Origin of the sequence: Stenotrophomonas sp. GD03958, from assembly GCF_029839005.1 — a bacterium.
Taxonomy (GTDB): Bacteria; Pseudomonadota; Gammaproteobacteria; order Xanthomonadales; family Xanthomonadaceae; genus Stenotrophomonas; species Stenotrophomonas hibiscicola.
Genome location: NZ_JAOBZT010000077.1, coordinates 1 through 17,760, shown reverse-complemented (window position 1 = coordinate 17,760; position 17,760 = coordinate 1). Strand labels below are relative to the sequence as shown.

11 protein-coding genes and 1 pseudogene are annotated in these 17,760 nt (G+C 67.3%); 5 read left to right on the top strand and 7 right to left on the bottom strand.

The window, feature by feature from the left end:
* The coding region (gene dbpA, locus N5C25_RS17570) for an ATP-dependent RNA helicase DbpA (protein WP_279937470.1) at positions 1-1,368 on the bottom strand (1,368 nt) is incomplete at its 3' end.
* 108 nt (positions 1,369-1,476) lie between these two features.
* On the bottom strand, positions 1,477-2,556 hold the full coding sequence (locus N5C25_RS17565) for a YeiH family protein (protein WP_058982421.1): 1,080 nt from the start codon (positions 2,554-2,556) through the stop codon (positions 1,477-1,479).
* A gap of 102 nt (positions 2,557-2,658) precedes the next feature.
* Between N5C25_RS17565 and N5C25_RS17560 the strand changes: the two genes are divergently transcribed.
* Together N5C25_RS17560 and N5C25_RS17555 are read left to right on the top strand one after the other, a co-directional pair.
* A complete protein-coding gene (locus N5C25_RS17560; RefSeq protein ID WP_251103475.1) occupies positions 2,659-3,534 on the top strand; it encodes a LysR family transcriptional regulator in 876 nt (291 codons plus the stop codon).
* Between the two features lie 338 nt (positions 3,535-3,872).
* A complete protein-coding gene (locus tag N5C25_RS17555) occupies positions 3,873-5,756 on the top strand; it encodes an ATP-binding cassette domain-containing protein (RefSeq protein WP_251103393.1) in 1,884 nt (627 codons plus the stop codon).
* 153 nt (positions 5,757-5,909) lie between these two features.
* On the opposite strand, the gene N5C25_RS17550 is transcribed toward N5C25_RS17555, so the two are convergent.
* Both N5C25_RS17550 and N5C25_RS17545 read right to left on the bottom strand, forming a co-directional pair.
* Positions 5,910-6,371 carry a cytochrome c gene (locus N5C25_RS17550; RefSeq protein ID WP_279937467.1) on the bottom strand — a complete coding sequence of 154 codons (462 nt, stop codon included), beginning with the start codon at positions 6,369-6,371 and terminating at the stop codon, positions 5,910-5,912.
* Between the two features lie 9 nt (positions 6,372-6,380).
* Positions 6,381-6,770: a c-type cytochrome gene (locus tag N5C25_RS17545; RefSeq protein ID WP_251103392.1), complete on the bottom strand. Its 390-nt coding sequence runs from the start codon at positions 6,768-6,770 to the stop codon at positions 6,381-6,383.
* A 205-nt stretch (positions 6,771-6,975) separates the two neighbouring features.
* Between N5C25_RS17545 and N5C25_RS17540 the strand changes: the two genes are divergently transcribed.
* From N5C25_RS17540 to N5C25_RS17530, 3 genes and pseudogenes are all read left to right on the top strand, one after another.
* Positions 6,976-8,127, top strand: a complete 1,152-nt coding sequence (locus N5C25_RS17540) for a MexH family multidrug efflux RND transporter periplasmic adaptor subunit (protein ID WP_021204157.1) — start codon at positions 6,976-6,978, stop codon at positions 8,125-8,127.
* 62 nt (positions 8,128-8,189) lie between these two features.
* Positions 8,190-11,645, top strand: a pseudogene (locus N5C25_RS17535) (efflux RND transporter permease subunit); the annotation flags it as partial.
* The gene (locus tag N5C25_RS17530) at positions 11,642-14,722 is read left to right on the top strand and encodes an efflux RND transporter permease subunit (protein WP_279937464.1); all 3,081 of its coding nucleotides are present in this window, start codon (positions 11,642-11,644) and stop codon (positions 14,720-14,722) included. The pseudogene N5C25_RS17535 and the gene N5C25_RS17530, both read left to right, overlap by 4 nt.
* Before the next feature lie 336 nt (positions 14,723-15,058).
* On the opposite strand, the gene N5C25_RS17525 is transcribed toward N5C25_RS17530, so the two are convergent.
* The 3 genes from N5C25_RS17525 to N5C25_RS17515 are packed head-to-tail and all read right to left on the bottom strand — an operon-like array spanning position 15,059 to position 17,716.
* Positions 15,059-16,291 carry a TraB/GumN family protein gene (locus N5C25_RS17525; protein ID WP_164145314.1) on the bottom strand — a complete coding sequence of 411 codons (1,233 nt, stop codon included), beginning with the start codon at positions 16,289-16,291 and terminating at the stop codon, positions 15,059-15,061.
* Positions 16,284-16,814, bottom strand: a complete 531-nt coding sequence (locus N5C25_RS17520) for a GNAT family N-acetyltransferase (RefSeq protein ID WP_134735395.1) — start codon at positions 16,812-16,814, stop codon at positions 16,284-16,286. The genes N5C25_RS17525 and N5C25_RS17520 overlap by 8 nt, the downstream gene beginning before the upstream one ends.
* 14 nt (positions 16,815-16,828) lie before the next feature.
* Positions 16,829-17,716: a carbon-nitrogen hydrolase gene (locus N5C25_RS17515; RefSeq protein WP_014646847.1), complete on the bottom strand. Its 888-nt coding sequence runs from the start codon at positions 17,714-17,716 to the stop codon at positions 16,829-16,831.
* Between the last annotated feature and the right edge of the window lie 44 nt (positions 17,717-17,760).

Here is a 17,760-nt window from a genome sequence, read left to right as displayed (position 1 = left end):
CCGCACGCGGAAACGACGGCCCTTGATCTTGCCGGCTTCCAGCTTGGCCACGGCCTTGTTGGCCTGCTCACGGGCGATCGCCACGTAGGAGCGGGTCGGGAAGATCGCAATCTTGCCGATGAACTTGGCTGACAGGCCGGCGTCGCCGGTCAATGCGCCGAGAATGTCACCCGGGCGCAGCTTGTCGGTCTTGCCGCCATCGATGCGCAGCGTGCGCATCGCTGCCTGCGGCAGCTCGGCCGGGCGCGCCGTCGCCAGCGGCGTCTTCTGCCAATCCAGCGGTTGCCCCATCTGTGCTTCGATGGCTTCGGCGCGGGTCTTCTCGCGGCCGGCCACCAGGCTGATCGCCAGGCCACTGGCACCGGCACGGCCGGTACGGCCCACGCGGTGCTGGTAACTCTCCACGTCGGTCGGCAGCTCGTAGTTGATCACCGCGGCCAGCTCTTCCACGTCCAGGCCACGTGCGGCCACGTCGCTGGCGACCAGCACGTTGCAGCTGCGGTTGGCCAGCAGCAGCAGCACTTCCTCGCGGTCGCGCTGCTCCATGTCGCCATGCAGGGCCAGTGCCGAGAAGCCGAACTGCTGCAGGGAATTCGCAACCTCGTCCACGTCCTTGCGGGTGTTGCAGAACACCACGGCCGATTCCGGCGTGTACTTCAGCAGCAGGCCCGCCAGCGCCTTCTGCCGGTGCGCCGGTTCCACCTCGCAGAACATATGGCGGATGGCCGGAGCCTGGTCGGCACCTTCCACGGTCACTTCCACCGCGTCGCGCAGCAGGTCACGCGCCATGGCGCGGATGCTGTCGGGGAAGGTGGCCGAGAACAGCAGGCTTTGGCGATCCCTGTGGGTGCGGCCGGCGATCTCGCGGATCGATTCCTCGAAGCCCATGTCGAGCATGCGGTCGGCTTCGTCCAGCACCAGCGTGCGCACCGCGCCAAGATTCAGCGCGCGCTTGCGCGCCAGCTCCTGCACACGACCGGGCGTGCCGACCACTACGTGCGGGTCGTGGCCTTCCAGCGACGCCAGCTGCGGGCCCAGCGGCACCCCACCGACCAGCAGCAGCAGCTTCAGGTTGGGGATGCCGGTAGCCAGCTTGCGGATCTGCTTGCCGACCTGGTCGGCCAGTTCGCGGGTCGGGCACAGCACCAGTGCCTGCACGCGGATCAGGCTGGGATCGATGGCCTGCAGCAGGCCCAGGCCGAAGGCGGCGGTCTTGCCGCTGCCGGTCGGCGCCTGTGCGATCACATCGCGGCCATCGAGGATGGCCGGCAGGCTCTGCGCCTGCACAGGGGTAAGAGTGGTGTAGCCGAGGGCATCCAGGCCGGGCTGCAGGGCCGGGCTCAGCGGCAGGGTCGAGAAGTCAGTCATGGCGCATTGTACCCGTCCGCGAGGCTGGTCCCGCCTGATGGGGTAGGGTCATCCACGCATGGCGTGGATCTACGGGTGGGTGCCGACCGCTGGTCGGCACGCTCTTGCTCAGCCCAGCACCACCAGCACGCCCTGGTGGATCGCCAGGCCACCGAAGAGCAGCCAGGCGAACAGGATCAGCGCCAGCAGCAGCGGCTTCAGGCCCGCCTGGCGCAGCGCCGAGACGTGGGTGGTCAGGCCCAGTGCGGCCATCGCCATCGCCAGCAGCACGGTATCCAGCTGCACCAGCCCGGCCTGCAGGCCGGCCGGTAGCAGGTGCAGCGAGTTGAAACCGGCCACCGCCACGAAACCGAACGCGAACCACGGCACTACGATGCGGGCCTTGCTGCCGCCGGCGCTGGCCTTGCCGCCGCGCGCCAGCCACAACGACAACACGACCAGAAACGGCGCCAGCAGCATCACCCGCACCATCTTGGTGATCACCGCAGTATCGGCGGCGGCTTCGCTGACCGCGCGGCCGGCGGCTACCACCTGCGCCACTTCGTGCACCGTCGCACCAGTGAACAGGCCGTACTGCCGCGCGTCCATCGCCAGCCAGCCGTGCGACTGCACCAGCGCATACAGCGCCGGGTACAGGAACATCGCCAGTGTGCCGAACACCACCACCGTAGAGACCGCCACCGTGACCTGTGCCGCACGGCCACGCACCACCGGTTCGGCGGCCATCACTGCCGCTGCACCGCAGATTGCGCTGCCGGCGCCGATCAACATCGCCGCCTCGCGTTCCATCTTGAACACGCGCACGCCCAGCCAGCAGGCCAGGCCGAAGGTGCTGGCAACCACCAGCACGTCCATCAGCACGCCACTGACGCCGACGTGGCCGATGTCCTGGAAGGTCAGGCGCAGGCCGTACAGCACGATGCCGGCGCGCAGCAGCCAGTGCTTGGAGAAGCCAACACCGGTCGCGCTGCCCGGTGCCAGCCGCGGATAGAAGGTGTTGCCGACCACAATGCCGACCACGATGGCCACGGTCAGCGCGCTCAGGCCATGCACCTGCAGCCACGGCAGCTCGGCCAGGTACAGCGACGCCGCTGCGATCAGGCCGACCAGCAGCAGGCCGGGCAGGCGCGGCTGCCAGCGCTGGCGCAGGGCAGGCAGGGACCAGGAGGAGAGAGCGCGGGCGTTCATGGCAGGGGCGAGGCTGGAGTGCTGGGGCAAGCGTGCGCCTGCACAACTGACCTGTAGAACGAATAATATTGGTGAAAACTATCTATAAAACGCATAATCGCCATGCGCCTGACCCTGCGCCAGCTTCAGGTCTTCGTCGCCATCGCCGATCACGGCAGCACCACCGCCGCTGGCCAGGCCATCGCGCTATCGCAGTCGGCCAGCAGTGCTGCCCTGCATGAGCTGGAGGCGCACTTCGGTACCCCGCTGTTCGATCGCATCGGCCGCCGCCTGGCCCTGAACGGCCACGGCCGCGCGCTGCTGGAGCCGGCTCGCACGCTGCTGGTCAACGCCGCCGACCTGGAGCGGCAGCTGGCCGCAGGCGGCGACCCGGCGCAGGGCGCACCGCTGCGGCTGGTGCTGGCCGCCAGTACCACCATCGGCAACTACCTGCTGCCACCGCGCATCGCCGATCTGTTGCGGCAGGCACCACAGGCCGAGGTCGACCTGCGCATCGACAACAGCGCCGGCGTGGTCGCCGCCGTGCAGCGCCTGGATGTGGACGCCGGCCTGATCGAAGGCCCGTGTCACGAGCGCGGCCTGCAGGTCACGGCCTGGCAGGAGGACCCGCTGGTGATCGTGGCTGCCGCCAATGCCCCCGCGCGCTGGACGCTGGACGAACTGCGCCGTGCACGCTGGCTGCTGCGCGAGCCCGGCTCCGGCACCCGCGAAGCCGTGGAACAGGCCCTGCTGCCGCACCTGCGTGGCTTCGCGCAGACCCTGCAGCTGGGCAATACCGAAGCGATCAAGCAGGCCGCCATCGCCGGCCTCGGCCTGGCCTGCCTATCGCGCCACGCGCTGGAAGAGCCGCTGGCCCTGGGCCGCCTGCGCGTGCTGGGGACCCCGCTGCCCGCCCTGCAACGCACCCTGTGGCTGGTACGCCACCCCGGCAAGCAATGGCTGCCGGGGTTGCAGGCGTTGCTGGGAGAGGTGGGGTAAGCCATCAGATTCCCAGTCGATTCCATCCATCGACACTTCTTGTAGCGCTCATCCACGCATGGCGTGGATCTACCGTGTCGACCAAGGTCGACACCCACCGGAGCAGAATGTAGTTCCGGCAGATCGCGAGAAACTGTCAGAGGTGGGGCGGTGGGGCTGCAGGACCGTTGGCGCCATGGATGGCGCCATCGAGCCCCCATGGATGGGTTCACGGCGTGTCCTGCAGCCCCACACCGACCCGCCTGCCACCGTAAGCCGCTTTGGCTGTTGCTTCGGTCGTTGCCTCTGCGGGCGCCGGGTGCAACCCGGCCGACGCCCCCAACCCGTACAATAGCCGGATGCCTCTGATTACTCTGCAGAACGTCGACTTCAGCGTCGGCGGCCCGTTGTTGCTGGAAAAAGCCGAACTGTCGATCGAGCCGGGCGAACGCATCGCCCTGATCGGCCGCAACGGCGCCGGCAAATCCACCCTGCTCAAGCTGCTGTCCGGCGACCACAAGCCCGATGACGGCGAAGTCCGCGTGCAGCAGGGCGTGCGCGTCACCCGCCTGGAGCAGGAAGTGCCGCACGGCGCCGCCGGCTCGGTGTTCGACGTCGTCGCCGATGGCCTCGGCGAGCTGGGCCAGTGGCTGGCCGAATTCCACCACCTCAGCCATGCCGAAGTCTTCGATGGCGAAGCCCTCGGCAACGTGCAGGCCAAGATCGATGCCGCCAACGGCTGGGGCCTGGACCAGCGCGTCAGCGAAACCCTGACCAAGCTCGACCTGGACGGCGAGGCCGAGTTCGGCCGCCTGTCCGGCGGCATGAAGCGCCGCGTGCTGCTCGCCCGGGCGCTGGTCTCCAGCCCGGACGTGCTGCTGCTGGACGAACCGACCAACCACCTGGACATCGAAGCCATCGACTGGCTCGAAGCATTCCTGAAGGGCTGGAGCGGCAGCGTGGTGTTCGTCACCCATGACCGCCGCTTCCTGCGTGCCCTGGCCACCCGCATCGTCGAGATCGACCGCGGCCAGGTCACCAGCTGGCCAGGCGACTGGGCCAACTACGAGCGCCGCCGCGAGGAACGCCTCAACGCGCAGGCGCAGGAAAACGCCCGCTTCGACAAGCTGCTGGCGCAGGAAGAAGTCTGGATCCGGCAGGGCATCAAGGCCCGTCGCACCCGCGACGAAGGGCGCGTGCGCCGCCTGAAGGCGATGCGCGTGGAGCGTTCGCAGCGCCGCGACCTCAGCGGCAACGTCAAGATGGAAGCCGCACAGGGCGTCAGTTCCGGCAAGAAGGTCATCGACGTCAAGGACATTTCGTTCGCCTTCGGCGAGCGCACCATGGTCCGCGATTTCACCACCACCATCATGCGCGGCGACCGCATCGGCCTGATCGGTCCCAACGGCAGCGGCAAGACCACGCTGCTCAAGCTGCTGCTGGGCGAACTGCAGCCGGCCAAGGGCGAAGTCAACGCCGGCACCAACCTGCAGATCGCGTATTTCGACCAGTACCGCGCGGTGCTCCGCGAAGACTGGAGCGCGATCGAGAACGTCGCCGAAGGCCGCGATTTCCTCGAGTTCAACGGCAAGCGCAAGCACGTGCATGCCTACCTGCAGGACTTCATGTTCACCCCGGAACGTGCGCGTGCGCCGATTACCCGCCTGTCCGGTGGCGAGCGCAACCGCCTGCTGCTGGCCAAGCTGTTCGCGCAGCCGTCCAACCTGCTGGTGATGGACGAACCGACCAACGACCTGGACGTGGAAACCCTGGAGCTGCTGGAAGAGCTGCTGGGCGAATACACCGGCACCCTGCTGCTGGTCAGCCACGACCGTGACTTCATCGACAACGTGGTGACCTCCACGCTGGTGATGGAAGGCGATGGCGTGATCGGCGAGTACGTGGGCGGTTACAGCGACTGGCAGCGTTATGCGGCCAGCATCGCAGCGCCTGCCGCGGCCCCTGCGGCCAAGCCGGCGGCCGCTGCGCCGACCACCCCGGCTACCGCAGCTCCGGCCGCACCCAAGCGCAAGCTGGCCTACAAGGAAGCGCGCGAACTGGAGCAGCTGCCGAAGACCATCGAGAAGCTGGAAGGCGATGTCGAAGGCCTGACCTCGGCGATGAACGACCCGTCGTTCTACACCCGCAGCAGTGCTGAAGTGACGGCGCACACCCAGCAGCTGGCCAAGGTGCAGGCCGAACTGGATGCCGCTTACGCGCGCTGGGAAGAGCTGGAAGGCTGAGCGTTGACCGGCGCCAGCGATCGCGCCGATTGATGTAGAGCCGAGCCCACGCTCGGCTCAGCAGATCCACGCCATGCGTGGATATCCGGAATCTGTGCGGACCAACGGTCCGAACCCACCAACCGACGGTCCGCACCCACCGGGTGCCTGCGGTCATTTGACCCCGTGCAGATCCCGCAGCTGGCTCGGCCGGCTGCCGAAATACGCCGCCAGATCGGCGATGTCCTGATCGCTGAGGTCCTTGGCCTGCGGCGTCATCAGCGCATGCTGGCGATCACCGGCGCGGTAGGCCTGCAGTGCATGCGCCAGGTAGTCGCCGTACTGCCCACCCAGCTTCGGGTAGGTCGGATCGATCGGCGCATTGCCGTCGGCCCCGTGGCAGTCGATGCAGCTCTGGTTGGTGGCCTTGCCCTTCACCTTGGCGCGGGCTTCACCGGCGGCCTCGCGACCTACAGGCAGGCCAGCCGAAGAAGAAGAGCCGTGTTCGCCACTGGCATGGCCCGGGTCGGCGGCGGATTTCTCGCTGTTTTCCACCTGCGACTGTGAACAGGCCGCCAGCAGCAGGGCAACGGACAGGGCGATGGCGTGACGCAGCGGATGCGCGGCTTTCGACATGGGCGGGCCTTACTTGACGGTGGACAGGTAAACAGAGAGATCGGCGATCTCCTGTTCGCTGAAACTCATCGACTGCGCCTGCATCGTCGGATGCCGGCGCTTGCCCTGGCGGTACTCGGTCAGGGCCTGGGCCAGGTACTGCTGGGTCTGGCCGCCGATCTTCGGCACCCGGTAGCTGGGGTAGGCGTTCTTGTAGCCGGTGATGCCGTGGCACCCCTGGCAGGTGTAGGCCAGGACGCGGCCATTGTCGAAGTTGCCGGTGGGCGCGGCAGGCGCCGGCGCGGCGGCAGGAGCCGGGGCCGAAGCGGGTGTGGCAGGAGCAGGAGCGGGCTGTGCGGCGGCCCCAAGGGGCAGGAGGACGGCCAGAGCGAGACAAGCGGCGAGCGGCTGCGGGCGCATGGTGTCGTTTCCGGGGATTCGGGTCTGGTCGTTCCGGCGTGGGGTACGGAACGCCCCGAGTATAGCCCCAGGTTTCATCTAGCTGAAATGGGGTCGGGCCGACCAGCGGCGTGAAGACACCATGACCTTTGGGATATGGTGTTGCCGTGAAGTGGTGCATTACTTTGCTACCACACCTGTCCACGCATCCTCCAGGGACCTGACGATGTCGCACCCAACCTTCCTGTCCGGCCGTCGCAGCGGAATCTGCGCTGCCGCACTGCTGATCTCCACCTCCCTGCTGCTGGGCGGTTGCGCCGCAGGGCCCAATTCCGAAGCCAAGGCCGCCGAGACCAAGGAGGAGAAGAAGGTCGATGCGGTCCCGGTCGAAGTGGCCGTGGCCAGCCATCGCGCGGTCGCGGCCAGTTACACAGGCACCGCCGCGCTGGAACCACGCGCCGAGTCGCAGGTGGTGGCCAAGACCTCCGGTGTGGCGCTGGCGGTGCTGGTCGAGGAAGGCCAGCGGGTCACCGCCGGCCAGCCGCTGGTGCGCCTGGACCCGGACCGCGCACGCTTGGCCGTAGCGCAGAGCGAAGCGCAGATGCGCAAGCTGGAAAACAACTACCAGCGTGCACAGAAACTGGTTGGCCAGCAGATGGTCAGTGCTGCCGATGTCGACCAGCTGCGCTTTGATCTGGAAAACGTCCGTGCGCAGTACCGTCTGGCGACGCTGGAGCTGTCCTACACCACCGTCGTGGCGCCGATTTCCGGTGTGATCGCATCGCGCTCGATCAAGACCGGCAACTTCGTGCAGATCAACACGCCGATCTTCCGCATCGTCGACAACTCGCGCCTGGAAGCCACCCTCAACGTGCCCGAACGCGAGCTGGCCACGCTGCGTGCCGGCCAGCCGGTGACGTTGGCCGCCGATGCGCTGCCGGGCCAGAGCTTCACCGGCACCGTCGATCGCATCGCGCCGGTGGTGGATTCGGGCAGCGGCACGTTTCGCGTGGTCAGCGCCTTCGATGGCGCCGCGCACGCGCTGCAGCCCGGCATGTTCGGGCGCATCCGCATCGATTACGACCAGCGTGCCGATGCGCTCGTGGTGCCGCGCCTGGCGCTGCTCGACGACGGTGAGCCGGCGGTGTTCCGGGTGCGCGAAGGCAAGGTCGCACGCGTTCCGGTCAAGCTGGGTTACGCCGAGGGCCCGTGGGTGGAGATCCGTGATGGCCTGGCGGCCGGTGATCAGGTGGTCACCGCCGGCAAGGTCGCCCTGCGCGACGGTACCGCAGTGCAGGTGATCGCCGATCCGAAGGCAAAGGCGAAGACGGTCGCAGCGGCCGCCAAGCCGGCAGACAAGGCCGGGAGCAAGCAATGACCGCCCCGGGCCACGACCACGGTGCCTCGCCGGCGAGCGATGGCGCCGCCGCCGGCATGCGCGGCGGCCTGGTGGAATTCGCCACCCGCCGCCGCGTGACCATCGCCATGTGCACGGTCACCCTGCTGCTGTTCGGCCTGATCGCGCTGGGCAACCTTAAGGTCAACCTGTTGCCCGACCTGAGCTACCCGACGCTGACCGTGCGCACCGAGTACACCGGTTCGGCGCCGACCGAAATCGAAACCCTGATCACCCAGCCGGTCGAAGAGGCCGTCGGCGTGGTCAAGAACCTGCGCAAGCTGAAGTCGGTCTCGCGCACCGGCCAGAGCGACGTGGTGCTGGAGTTCGCCTGGGGCACCAACATGGACCAGGCCAGCCTGGAGGTGCGTGACAAGATGGAAGCGCTGAACCTGCCACTGGAGGCCAAGGCCCCGGTGCTGCTTCGCTTCAATCCGTCCACCGAGCCGATCATGCGCCTGGTGCTGTCGAACAAGGTGGCGCCGACCAGCGATGCCGATGCGGTCCGCGAGCTGACCGGCCTGCGCCGCTATGCCGATGAAGACCTGAAGAAGAAGCTGGAGCCGGTTGCCGGCGTGGCAGCGGTCAAGGTCGGTGGCGGTCTGGAAGATGAAATCCAGGTCGACATCGACCAGCAGAAGCTGGCACAGCTGAACCTGCCGATCGACACCGTCATCAAGCGCCTGAAGGACGAGAACATCAACATCTCCGGCGGTCGCCTGGAGGAGGGGTCGCAGCGCTTCCTGGTGCGTACCGTCAACCAGTTCGCCGACCTGGAGGAGATCCGCAACCTGCTGGTCACCACCCAGGGCTCGAACGGAAGTGCAGCCGACTCGGCATTGCAACAGATGTTCAATATCGCCGCGTCGACCGGGTCGGCGGCCGCCATCGCGGCGGCGTCGGCGGCACAGAGCGCATCGTCCGGTAGTGGCTCCAGCGTGGTCGCCAACGGCGTGCCGGTGCGCCTGAAGGACGTGGCCACCGTGCGCCAGGGCTACAAGGAGCGTGAAGCGGTGATCCGCCTGGGCGGAAAGGAATCGGTGGAACTGGCGATCTACAAGGAAGGCGACGCCAATACCGTGTCCACCGCCGAAGCGCTGCGCAAGCGCCTGGAGCAGATCAAGGGCACGTTCCCGTCCGATGTCGAGATGACCACCATCGAGGACCAGTCGCGCTTCATCGAGCACGCCATCGCCGACGTCAAGAAGGATGCGGTGATCGGTGGCCTGCTGGCGATCCTGATCATCTTCCTGTTCCTGCGTGATGGCTGGAGCACGTTCGTGATCAGCCTGTCTTTGCCGGTCTCGATCATCGCCACGTTCTTCTTCATGGGCCAGCTCGGCCTCAGCTTGAACGTGATGTCGCTGGGCGGCCTGGCGTTGGCCACCGGCCTGGTGGTGGACGACTCGATCGTGGTGCTGGAGAGCATTGCCAAGGCCCGCGAGCGTGGCCTGGGCATCCTGCAGGCGGCGATCGTCGGTACCCGCGAAGTGAGCATGGCGGTGGTCGCCTCGACCCTGACCACCATCGCCGTGTTCCTGCCGCTGGTGTTCGTCGATGGCATCGCCGGCCAGCTGTTCCGCGACCAGGCATTGACCGTGGCGATCGCCATTGCGATCTCGCTGCTGGTGTCGATGACGCTGATTCCGATGCTGAGCTCGCTGAAGGGCCGGCCGCCGCTGGCATTCCCGGAAGAGGCGCCGAACGAACCGTGGCAGCCGCAGAACCGCTGGCAGAAGCCGGTGGCGCTGGGCCGTCGTGGTGCCGTCGCAACCGCGCGCTGGAGCTTCTATGCGCTGGCCTGGCTGGTCGTACGTGCGTGGCGGGGCGTCGTGGCAGTGGTCGGCCCGGTGATGCGCAAGGCCAGCGACCTGGCAATGAAGCCCTACGCCGGTGCCGAGCGCGGCTACCTGCGCCTGCTGCCGAGCGCGCTGGCCCATCCGGGCAAGGTGCTCGGCGTGGCCACGATCATCTTCGTGGCGACCATGGCGCTGGTGCCGATGCTTGGTGCCGACCTGATTCCGCAGCTGGCGCAGGACCGTTTCGAAATGACGGTGAAGCTGCCGGCCGGCACGCCGCTGAAGCAGACCGATGCGCTGGTGCGCGAGCTGCAGCTGGCCCACGGCAACGGCGAGGGCGTGGCCTCGCTGTATGGCGTCAGCGGCAGCGGCACCCGCCTGGATGCCAGCCCAACCGAGAGCGGCGAGAACATCGGCAAGCTGACCGTGGTGATGGAAGGCGGCGGCAATGCACGCACTGAAGCCGAGATCACCGAGCGCCTGCGCGACAGCATGGGCCAGCACCCGGGGGCACAGGTCGACTTCGCGCGGCCGGCGTTGTTCAGCTTCTCCACGCCGCTGGAAATCGAGCTGCGCGGGCAGGACATGGCGACGTTGGAAGTGGCCGGCCAGCGCCTGGCGGCGATGCTGCGTGGCAATGCGCACTACGCCGACGTGAAGTCCACGGTGGAAGAGGGCTTCCCGGAAATCCAGATCCGCTTCGACCAGGAACGTGCCGGTGCGCTGGGCTTGACCACCCGCCAGATCGCCGACGTGGTTGTGAAGAAGGTGCGCGGCGACGTGGCCACCCGCTACAGCTTCCGCGACCGCAAGATCGACGTGCTGGTGCGTGCCCAGGAAGGCGACCGTGCCAGCGTGGAGAGCATCCGCCGGCTGATCGTCAATCCGGGCAGTACCCGGCCGGTCACGCTGGATGCGGTGGCCGACGTGGTTGCCACCACCGGCCCCAGCGAGATCCATCGCGCCGACCAGACCCGCGTTGCGGTGGTCTCGGCCAACCTGCGCGACATCGACCTCGGCGCGGCCATGCGCGAAGTGCAGCAGATGGTGGCCGAACAACCGCTGGGCGCGGGTGTCGGCCTGCACATCGGTGGCCAGGGCGAGGAGCTGGCGCAGGCGGCGAAGTCGCTGATCTTCGCCTTCGGCCTGGCGATCTTCCTGGTCTACCTGGTGATGGCCTCGCAGTTCGAATCGCTGCTGCATCCGTTCGTGATCCTGTTCACCATCCCGCTGGCGCTGGTCGGCGCGATCCTGGCACTGATGCTGACCGGCAAGCCCATCTCGGTGGTGGTGTTCATCGGCCTGATCCTGCTGGTCGGCCTGGTCACCAAGAACGCGATCATCCTGATCGACAAGGTCAACCAGCTGCGCGAGGCCGGCGTGGCCAAGCACGAGGCGCTGGTGGAAGGTGCACGCTCGCGCCTGCGGCCGATCATCATGACCACGCTGTGCACGCTGTTCGGCTTCCTGCCGCTGGCGGTGGCGATGGGCGAGGGCGCCGAAGTGCGTGCACCGATGGCGATCACCGTGATCGGTGGCCTGCTGGTGTCGACCCTGCTCACCCTGCTGGTGATCCCGGTGGTCTACGACCTGATGGACCGCCGTGGTGACGCCTATTACCGCGAGCGTGGCCGCAAGCACGCCGGCGAGATCGAGCCGGGCGCAGCAGGCAGCGCGGCGGGTGCGGAGGAGCCGGCATGAGTGTTGCCGAGTTCTCCATCCGCCGCCCGGTCACCACCATCATGTGCTTCGTGTCACTGGTGGTGATCGGCCTGATCGCCTCGTTCCGGCTGCCGCTGGAAGCGCTGCCGGACATCTCCGCGCCGTTCCTGTTCGTGCAGATTCCGTACAGCGGTTCAACCCCGGAGGAAGTGGAGCGGACCATCATCCGCCCGGTGGAGGAATCGCTGGCGACGATGACCGGCATCAAGCGGATGCGCTCGTCGGCGACCTCCGAGGCGGCGCTGATCTTCATCGAGTTCAGCGACTGGGACCGGGACATCGCCATCGCCGCGTCCGATGCACGCGAGCGCATCGATGCGATCCGCAGCGACCTGCCCGATGACCTGCAGCGCTACAACGTGTTCAAGTGGTCCAGCAGCGACCAGCCGGTGCTGAAGGTGCGCCTGGCCAGCACCACCGACCTGACCACCGCTTACGACATGCTCGACCGCGAGTTCAAGCGGCGCATCGAGCGCATCCCGGGCGTGGCCCGCGTCGATATCACCGGTGCGCCGCCGAACGAGGTGGAGATCGCCATCGACCCGAACCGGCTCAACGCGCATGGCTTGAGCATCAACGAGCTGAGCGAGCGCCTGCGCACGCTGAACTTCTCGATCTCGGCCGGGCAGATCGACGACAACGGCCAGCGCGTGCGCGTGCAGCCGGTGGGCGAGATCACCGACCTGCAGGAAATGCGCGACCTGGTGATCAACGCCAAGGGCCTGCGCCTGGGTGATATCGCCGATGTCCGCCTGAAGCCGGCGCGGATGAACTACGGGCGCCGCCTGGACGGCAACCCGGCCGTCGGCCTGGACATCTTCAAGGAGCGCAGCGCCAACCTGGTGGACGTCTCGCGTGCGGCGCTGGCCGAGGTCGAGGCGATCCGCGCGCAGCCGTCGATGCGCGACGTGCAGATCAAGGTGATCGACAACCAGGGCAAGGCGGTAACCTCCTCGCTGCTGGAACTGGCCGAGGCCGGTGCGGTCGGCCTGATCCTGTCGATCACGGTGCTGTTCTTCTTCCTGCGCCATTGGCCGTCCACGCTGATGGTGACCCTGGCCATTCCGATCTGCTTCACCATCACCCTGGGTTTCATGTACTTCGTCGGGGTGACGCTGAACATCCTGACCATGATGGGCCTGCTGCTGGCCGTCGGCATGCTGGTCGACAACGCCGTGGTGGTGGTGGAGAGCATCTACCAGGAGCGCGAGCGCATGCCCGGGCAGCCACGGCTGGCCTCCATCGTCGGCACCCGCAACGTGGCCATCGCGCTCAGTGCCGGCACGCTGTGCCACTGCATCGTGTTCGTGCCGAACCTGTTCGGCGAGACCAACAACATCAGCATCTTCATGGCGCAGATCGCGATCACCATCTCGGTCTCGCTGCTGGCCTCGTGGCTGGTCGCGGTCAGCCTGATCCCGATGCTGTCCGCGCGCATGGCCACGCCCAAGCTGGTGCACTCCCAGACCGGCCTGATCGCTCGGCTGCAGCGCCGCTACGCCAGGCTGCTGGACTGGTCGCTCCACCATCGCGGCTGGAGCCTGCTCGGCATCGCGCTGGTGGTGCTGGTCAGCTTGGTGCCGATGAAGCTGACCAAGGTCGACATGTTCGGCGGTGATGGCGGCAAGGACATCTTCATCGGCTACATGTGGAAGGGCGCCTACACCTACCGGCAGATGTCCGAGGAAGTGGCGCGCGTGGAGAACTGGATCGACCAGAACCGCGAACGCCTGCATGTGAAGCAGGTGTACTCGTGGTACAGCGAGCAGGAAGGCAGTTCGACCGTGGTCACCCTGGACGAGAAGTACGCCAAGGACATCAAGGCGCTGCAGGAAGAGCTGCGCAAGGGCCTGCCGAAGTCGGCCCGCACCGACTACTTCGTCGGCAACCAGGGCGGTGATGGCGGCGGTGGCGGCAACCAGGGCGTGCAGGTGCAGCTGGTGGGCGACTCCAGTTCGATGCTGCAGGAGATCGGCCAGGAAGTGGTGCCGCTGCTGGCCCAGCGTGCCGAGCTGCGCGACGTGCGCATCGACAACGGCGAGAAGGGCGGCGAGCTGAAGGTGCGCGTCGACCGCGAGCGTGCCGCCGCATTCGGCTTCAATGCCGAGCAGGTCGCCAGCTTCGTCGGCCTGGCCCTGCGCGGTGCGCCGATGCGCGAGTTCCGCCGCGGCGACAATGAAGTACCGGTATGGGTGCGCTTCGCTGGCGCCGAGCAGAGCAGCCCGGAAGACCTGGCCGGCTTCAGCGTGCGCACCGGCGACGGTCGCAGCGTGCCACTGCTGAGCCTGGTCACCGTTGACGTCGGTTCATCGGCGACCCAGATCGGTCGCACCAACCGCCAGACCACGCTGACCATCAAGGCCAACCTGGCCGAGAAGGTCACCGCACCGGATGGCCGCAAGGCGATGGAGTCGGTGCTCAAGCCGATGAACTTCCCGGCCGGCTATGGCTTCACCTTCGATGGCGGCGACTACGGCAACGACGACGAAGCGATGCAGCAGATGGTGTTCAACCTGCTGATCGCGCTGGTGATGATCTACGTGGTGATGGCGGCGGTGTTCGAGTCGCTGCTGTTCCCGGCGGCAATCATGAGTGGCGTGCTGTTCTCGATCTTCGGCGTGTTCTGGCTGTTCTGGATCACCGGTACCTCGTTCGGGATCATGTCCTTCATCGGCATCCTGGTGCTGATGGGGGTGGTGGTGAACAACGGCATCGTGATGATCGAGCACATCAACAACCTGCGGCGCAGCGGCATGGGCCGTACCCAGGCGCTGGTGGAGGGCTCACGTGAGCGTCTGCGTCCGATCATGATGACGATGGGTACGGCGATCCTGGCGATGGTGCCGATTTCGCTGACCAACACGCAGATGTTCGGCAATGGTCCGGAGTACGCGCCGATGGCGCGCGCGATTGCCGGCGGCCTGGCGTTCTCCACCGTGGTCAGCCTGCTGTTCCTGCCGACCATCTATGCAGTGCTGGATGACCTGCGCAGTGCGGTGACGCGGCTGATCCGCCGTGCGCGAGGTGTGGAGGTCGTGGCGGGGACCGCGGTGTAGTGGTCGAGCTTGCTCGACCGTAATACGCGCCAACGTGTTGTGGTGTGGGGGAGGCCGGTCGTAGTGGGGCGGCCTCCCCCTTTTTTTCTGCTCGCCGCGTCTGTTTGTCTCTGTAGAACCGATGGCAGCGGCAGGAGCCGCTGCCAACGTCGCTTGCGACGGCCCGGAGGGTGTCGGCCAGGACGGCCGGCATAGCCATGCTCGGCTGCTGTTCGCCGCGTCGCCCGAGCATGGGGCTAAGGCATAGCCAGGCCCGGCCGATCTTCGCGACCGGAAGCACAGTGCCAACCAAGGTTGGCACCTACCGGTAGCGCCGGGCCATGCCCGGCGGAACCATCAACCCGCCACCTTGCCCCACACCTTGAACGTGGTCAGCCACAGGCCGAGCATGCTGCCGATGTTGGTCAGCATGAACGTCAGCACCACGCGCGTGACCCGATTGCGGTACCAGCCCTTCAGGCTCTGCGCGTCGTCGCGCAGCTTGAGGAAGTCTTCGTACGCCGGCTTGCGCAGGCGCGCTTCCACCAAGGCCGAGAATGCGCCGGTCGGGATGCTCAGGCGGAACGGCTTGAACGGGGCCACCGCGATCGCGGTGAGGATGCTCAGCGGGTGACCGCCTGCCAGCAGGCAGCCCAGGCCCGCCAAGCCGCCGGTAAACATCGCCCAGGTCGCCAGCAGTTCGGTACCCACGCCCAGCCCGCCGCGGTAGAAGCCCACGCCGATGCCGGTCGCCACGATGGCCAGGATGCCCAGCGTGAACCACGGAATGTTGCGCTTCTTCGGTACCGCCTCCAGCTCGGCGCGCAGCGGTGCCGGTGCCTCGGTGTCGGTTTCCAGGTAACGCGCCAGGCCTGCCAGATGACCCGCACCGACAACCGCCAGCACTTCACGCTGCTGCGGGTCGTGTTCCTCGCGCAGGCGCGTGGCCATGTAGCGGTCGCGCTCGCCGATGATGGTCTCGTACAGTGCCGGGCTCTCGCTGGCGAACTCGCCGAAGCTCGATTCCAGCATGTCGCCCTGCTTGAGCTTCTCGATCTCGTTCTCGCCCACTTCCTCGGACGAGAACAGGCCGGCGCCGAGACCGGCAACCAGCTTCAGCTTGCCGAAGAAGCCCAGCCGCTGCGAGGCGCGGCGGAAAGTCAGGCCGACCTCGCGGTCGATCAGGTGCACCGGCAGGTTGCGCTCGCGCGCCAGGTCCACCGCGCGCTTCAGCTCGGCACCGGGCTCGATGTCGAGCTGTTCGGCCAAGCGGCGCTGGTAGGCGGACAGGGCCAGGTTGGCGGCGAACAGGGCGACGCGGCCCTTGCGGATCACCTCGACCAGGTCGAGCTTGGCCAGCGTATCCGGGTCGCTCAGCGCCTGCAGGCGCTGCGGGTCCAGTTCAACGGCAACGGCATCGAAGCGGCCGCTGTCGATGGCTTTCTCCACTGCTTCGACGCTGGCGCGCGAAACGTGGGCGGTGCCCAGCAGGGTGTAGCGCACGCCGTCGCGTTCGACGACGCGCACCGGCTGGCCGGCGAACAGATCGTCGCCGGTCTCGGGAAGGGTTTCGGTCATGGGTTCATTCATTGAAAGGTGCGGTTTCGGCGCCATCGCCGAGCGCGCGCTGCATCTGCACGGTGTCCAGCCAGCGGCCATGCTTGCGGCCGAGGCCACGGAACACGCCCACCAGCTCGAAGCCGAAGCGTTCGTGCAGCTTGATCGAGGCGGTGTTGGTCGGTTCGCCGATCACGGCCACCATCTGCCGGTAGCCACGCGCCACGCAGGCATCGATCAGGGCCTGCAGCAGGCTGGTGCCGACGCCCTTGCCCTGGAACGCGGCATCGACGTAGACCGAGTTCTCCACGGTCCACTGGTAGGCAATGCGGGTGCGATAGGTGTTGGCATAGGCATAGCCAGCCACCTGGCCGTCGATCTCGGCGACCAGGTAGGGGAAGCCACGATCAATGATGTCGCGCATGCGGCGCAGCATCTCGGTCGCGTCCGGGATGTCGTACTCGTAGGTGTTGACGAAATCGGTCACTTCCACCGCGTAGATTGCGGTGATCGCGTCGATGTCGGCCGGGCCGGCATCACGGATGAGGACGGCCATGCGCGGGCTCCGGCTCAGTCGATGTAGCGCTTGAGCAGGTCGCCGTATGCATCGATGCGGCGATCACGCAGGAACGGCCAGATGCGGCGCACATGCTCGCTGCGCTGCAGGTCGACGTCGCACAGCAGCACGGTGGCCTCGGTGCCGGCCTCGGCCAGGAACTCGCCCTGCGGGCCGAGCACGTGGCTGTTGCCCCAGAACTGGATGCCCGACGCGCCCAGCGGCGACGCCTCGTGGCCGACGCGGTTGCAGCTCAGCACCGGCAGGCCGTTGGCCACGGCGTGGCCACGGTGGCTCAGCACCCAGGCGTCGCGCTGGCGGGTCTTCTCGTCCTGCACGTCGTCCGGGTCCCAGCCGATCGCGGTCGGGTACAGCAGCAGCTCGGCGCCGGCCAGCGCCATCAGGCGTGCCGCTTCCGGGTACCACTGGTCCCAGCACACCAGCACGCCCAGGCGGCCCACCGAAGTGTCGATCGGCTTGAAGCCGATGTCACCCGGGGTGAAGTAGAACTTCTCGTAGAAGCCCGGGTCGTCCGGGATGTGCATCTTGCGGTACTTGCCGAGCAGGGTGCCGTCCTTTTCGAACACCACCGCAGTGTTGTGGTACAGGCCGGCGGCGCGGCGCTCGAACAGCGAGCCGACCAGCACCACGCCATGCTTCTTGGCCAGCGCGCCCAGGCGCTCGGTGCTCGGTCCGGGAATCGGCTCGGCCAGGTCGAACTCGTCCACCGACTCGTGCTGGCAGAAGTACGGACCGTTGTGCAGTTCCTGCAGCAGCACCAGCTTGGCACCCTGCGCAGCCGCCTCGGCCACGCGTGCTTCGATCACCGCCAGGTTGGCGGCGGCGTCACCGTGGTTGCGCTCCTGGATCAGGGCGACGGTAAGGGGGCTGCGCGAGTTCATGCGGGGCGTTCCTGCGGGAGAAAACCTGCATGTTAGCGCGGATG

Excerpts from the sequence above, each read along its gene's own strand:
- N5C25_RS17545 (WP_251103392.1), bottom strand. The coding sequence starts at position 6,770 with ATGCGCCCGCAGCCGCTCGCCGCTTGTCTCGCTCTGGCCGTCCTCCTG.
- N5C25_RS17540 (WP_021204157.1), top strand. The coding sequence starts at position 6,976 with ATGTCGCACCCAACCTTCCTGTCCGGCCGTCGCAGCGGAATCTGCGCT.
- N5C25_RS17550 (WP_279937467.1), bottom strand. The coding sequence starts at position 6,371 with ATGTCGAAAGCCGCGCATCCGCTGCGTCACGCCATCGCCCTGTCCGTT.
- N5C25_RS17565 (WP_058982421.1), bottom strand. The coding sequence starts at position 2,556 with ATGAACGCCCGCGCTCTCTCCTCCTGGTCCCTGCCTGCCCTGCGCCAG.
- N5C25_RS17525 (WP_164145314.1), bottom strand. The coding sequence starts at position 16,291 with ATGAATGAACCCATGACCGAAACCCTTCCCGAGACCGGCGACGATCTG.
- N5C25_RS17520 (WP_134735395.1), bottom strand. The coding sequence starts at position 16,814 with ATGGCCGTCCTCATCCGTGATGCCGGCCCGGCCGACATCGACGCGATC.
- N5C25_RS17530 (WP_279937464.1), top strand. The coding sequence starts at position 11,642 with ATGAGTGTTGCCGAGTTCTCCATCCGCCGCCCGGTCACCACCATCATG.
- N5C25_RS17560 (WP_251103475.1), top strand. The coding sequence starts at position 2,659 with ATGCGCCTGACCCTGCGCCAGCTTCAGGTCTTCGTCGCCATCGCCGAT.
- N5C25_RS17515 (WP_014646847.1), bottom strand. The coding sequence starts at position 17,716 with ATGAACTCGCGCAGCCCCCTTACCGTCGCCCTGATCCAGGAGCGCAAC.
- N5C25_RS17555 (WP_251103393.1), top strand. The coding sequence starts at position 3,873 with ATGCCTCTGATTACTCTGCAGAACGTCGACTTCAGCGTCGGCGGCCCG.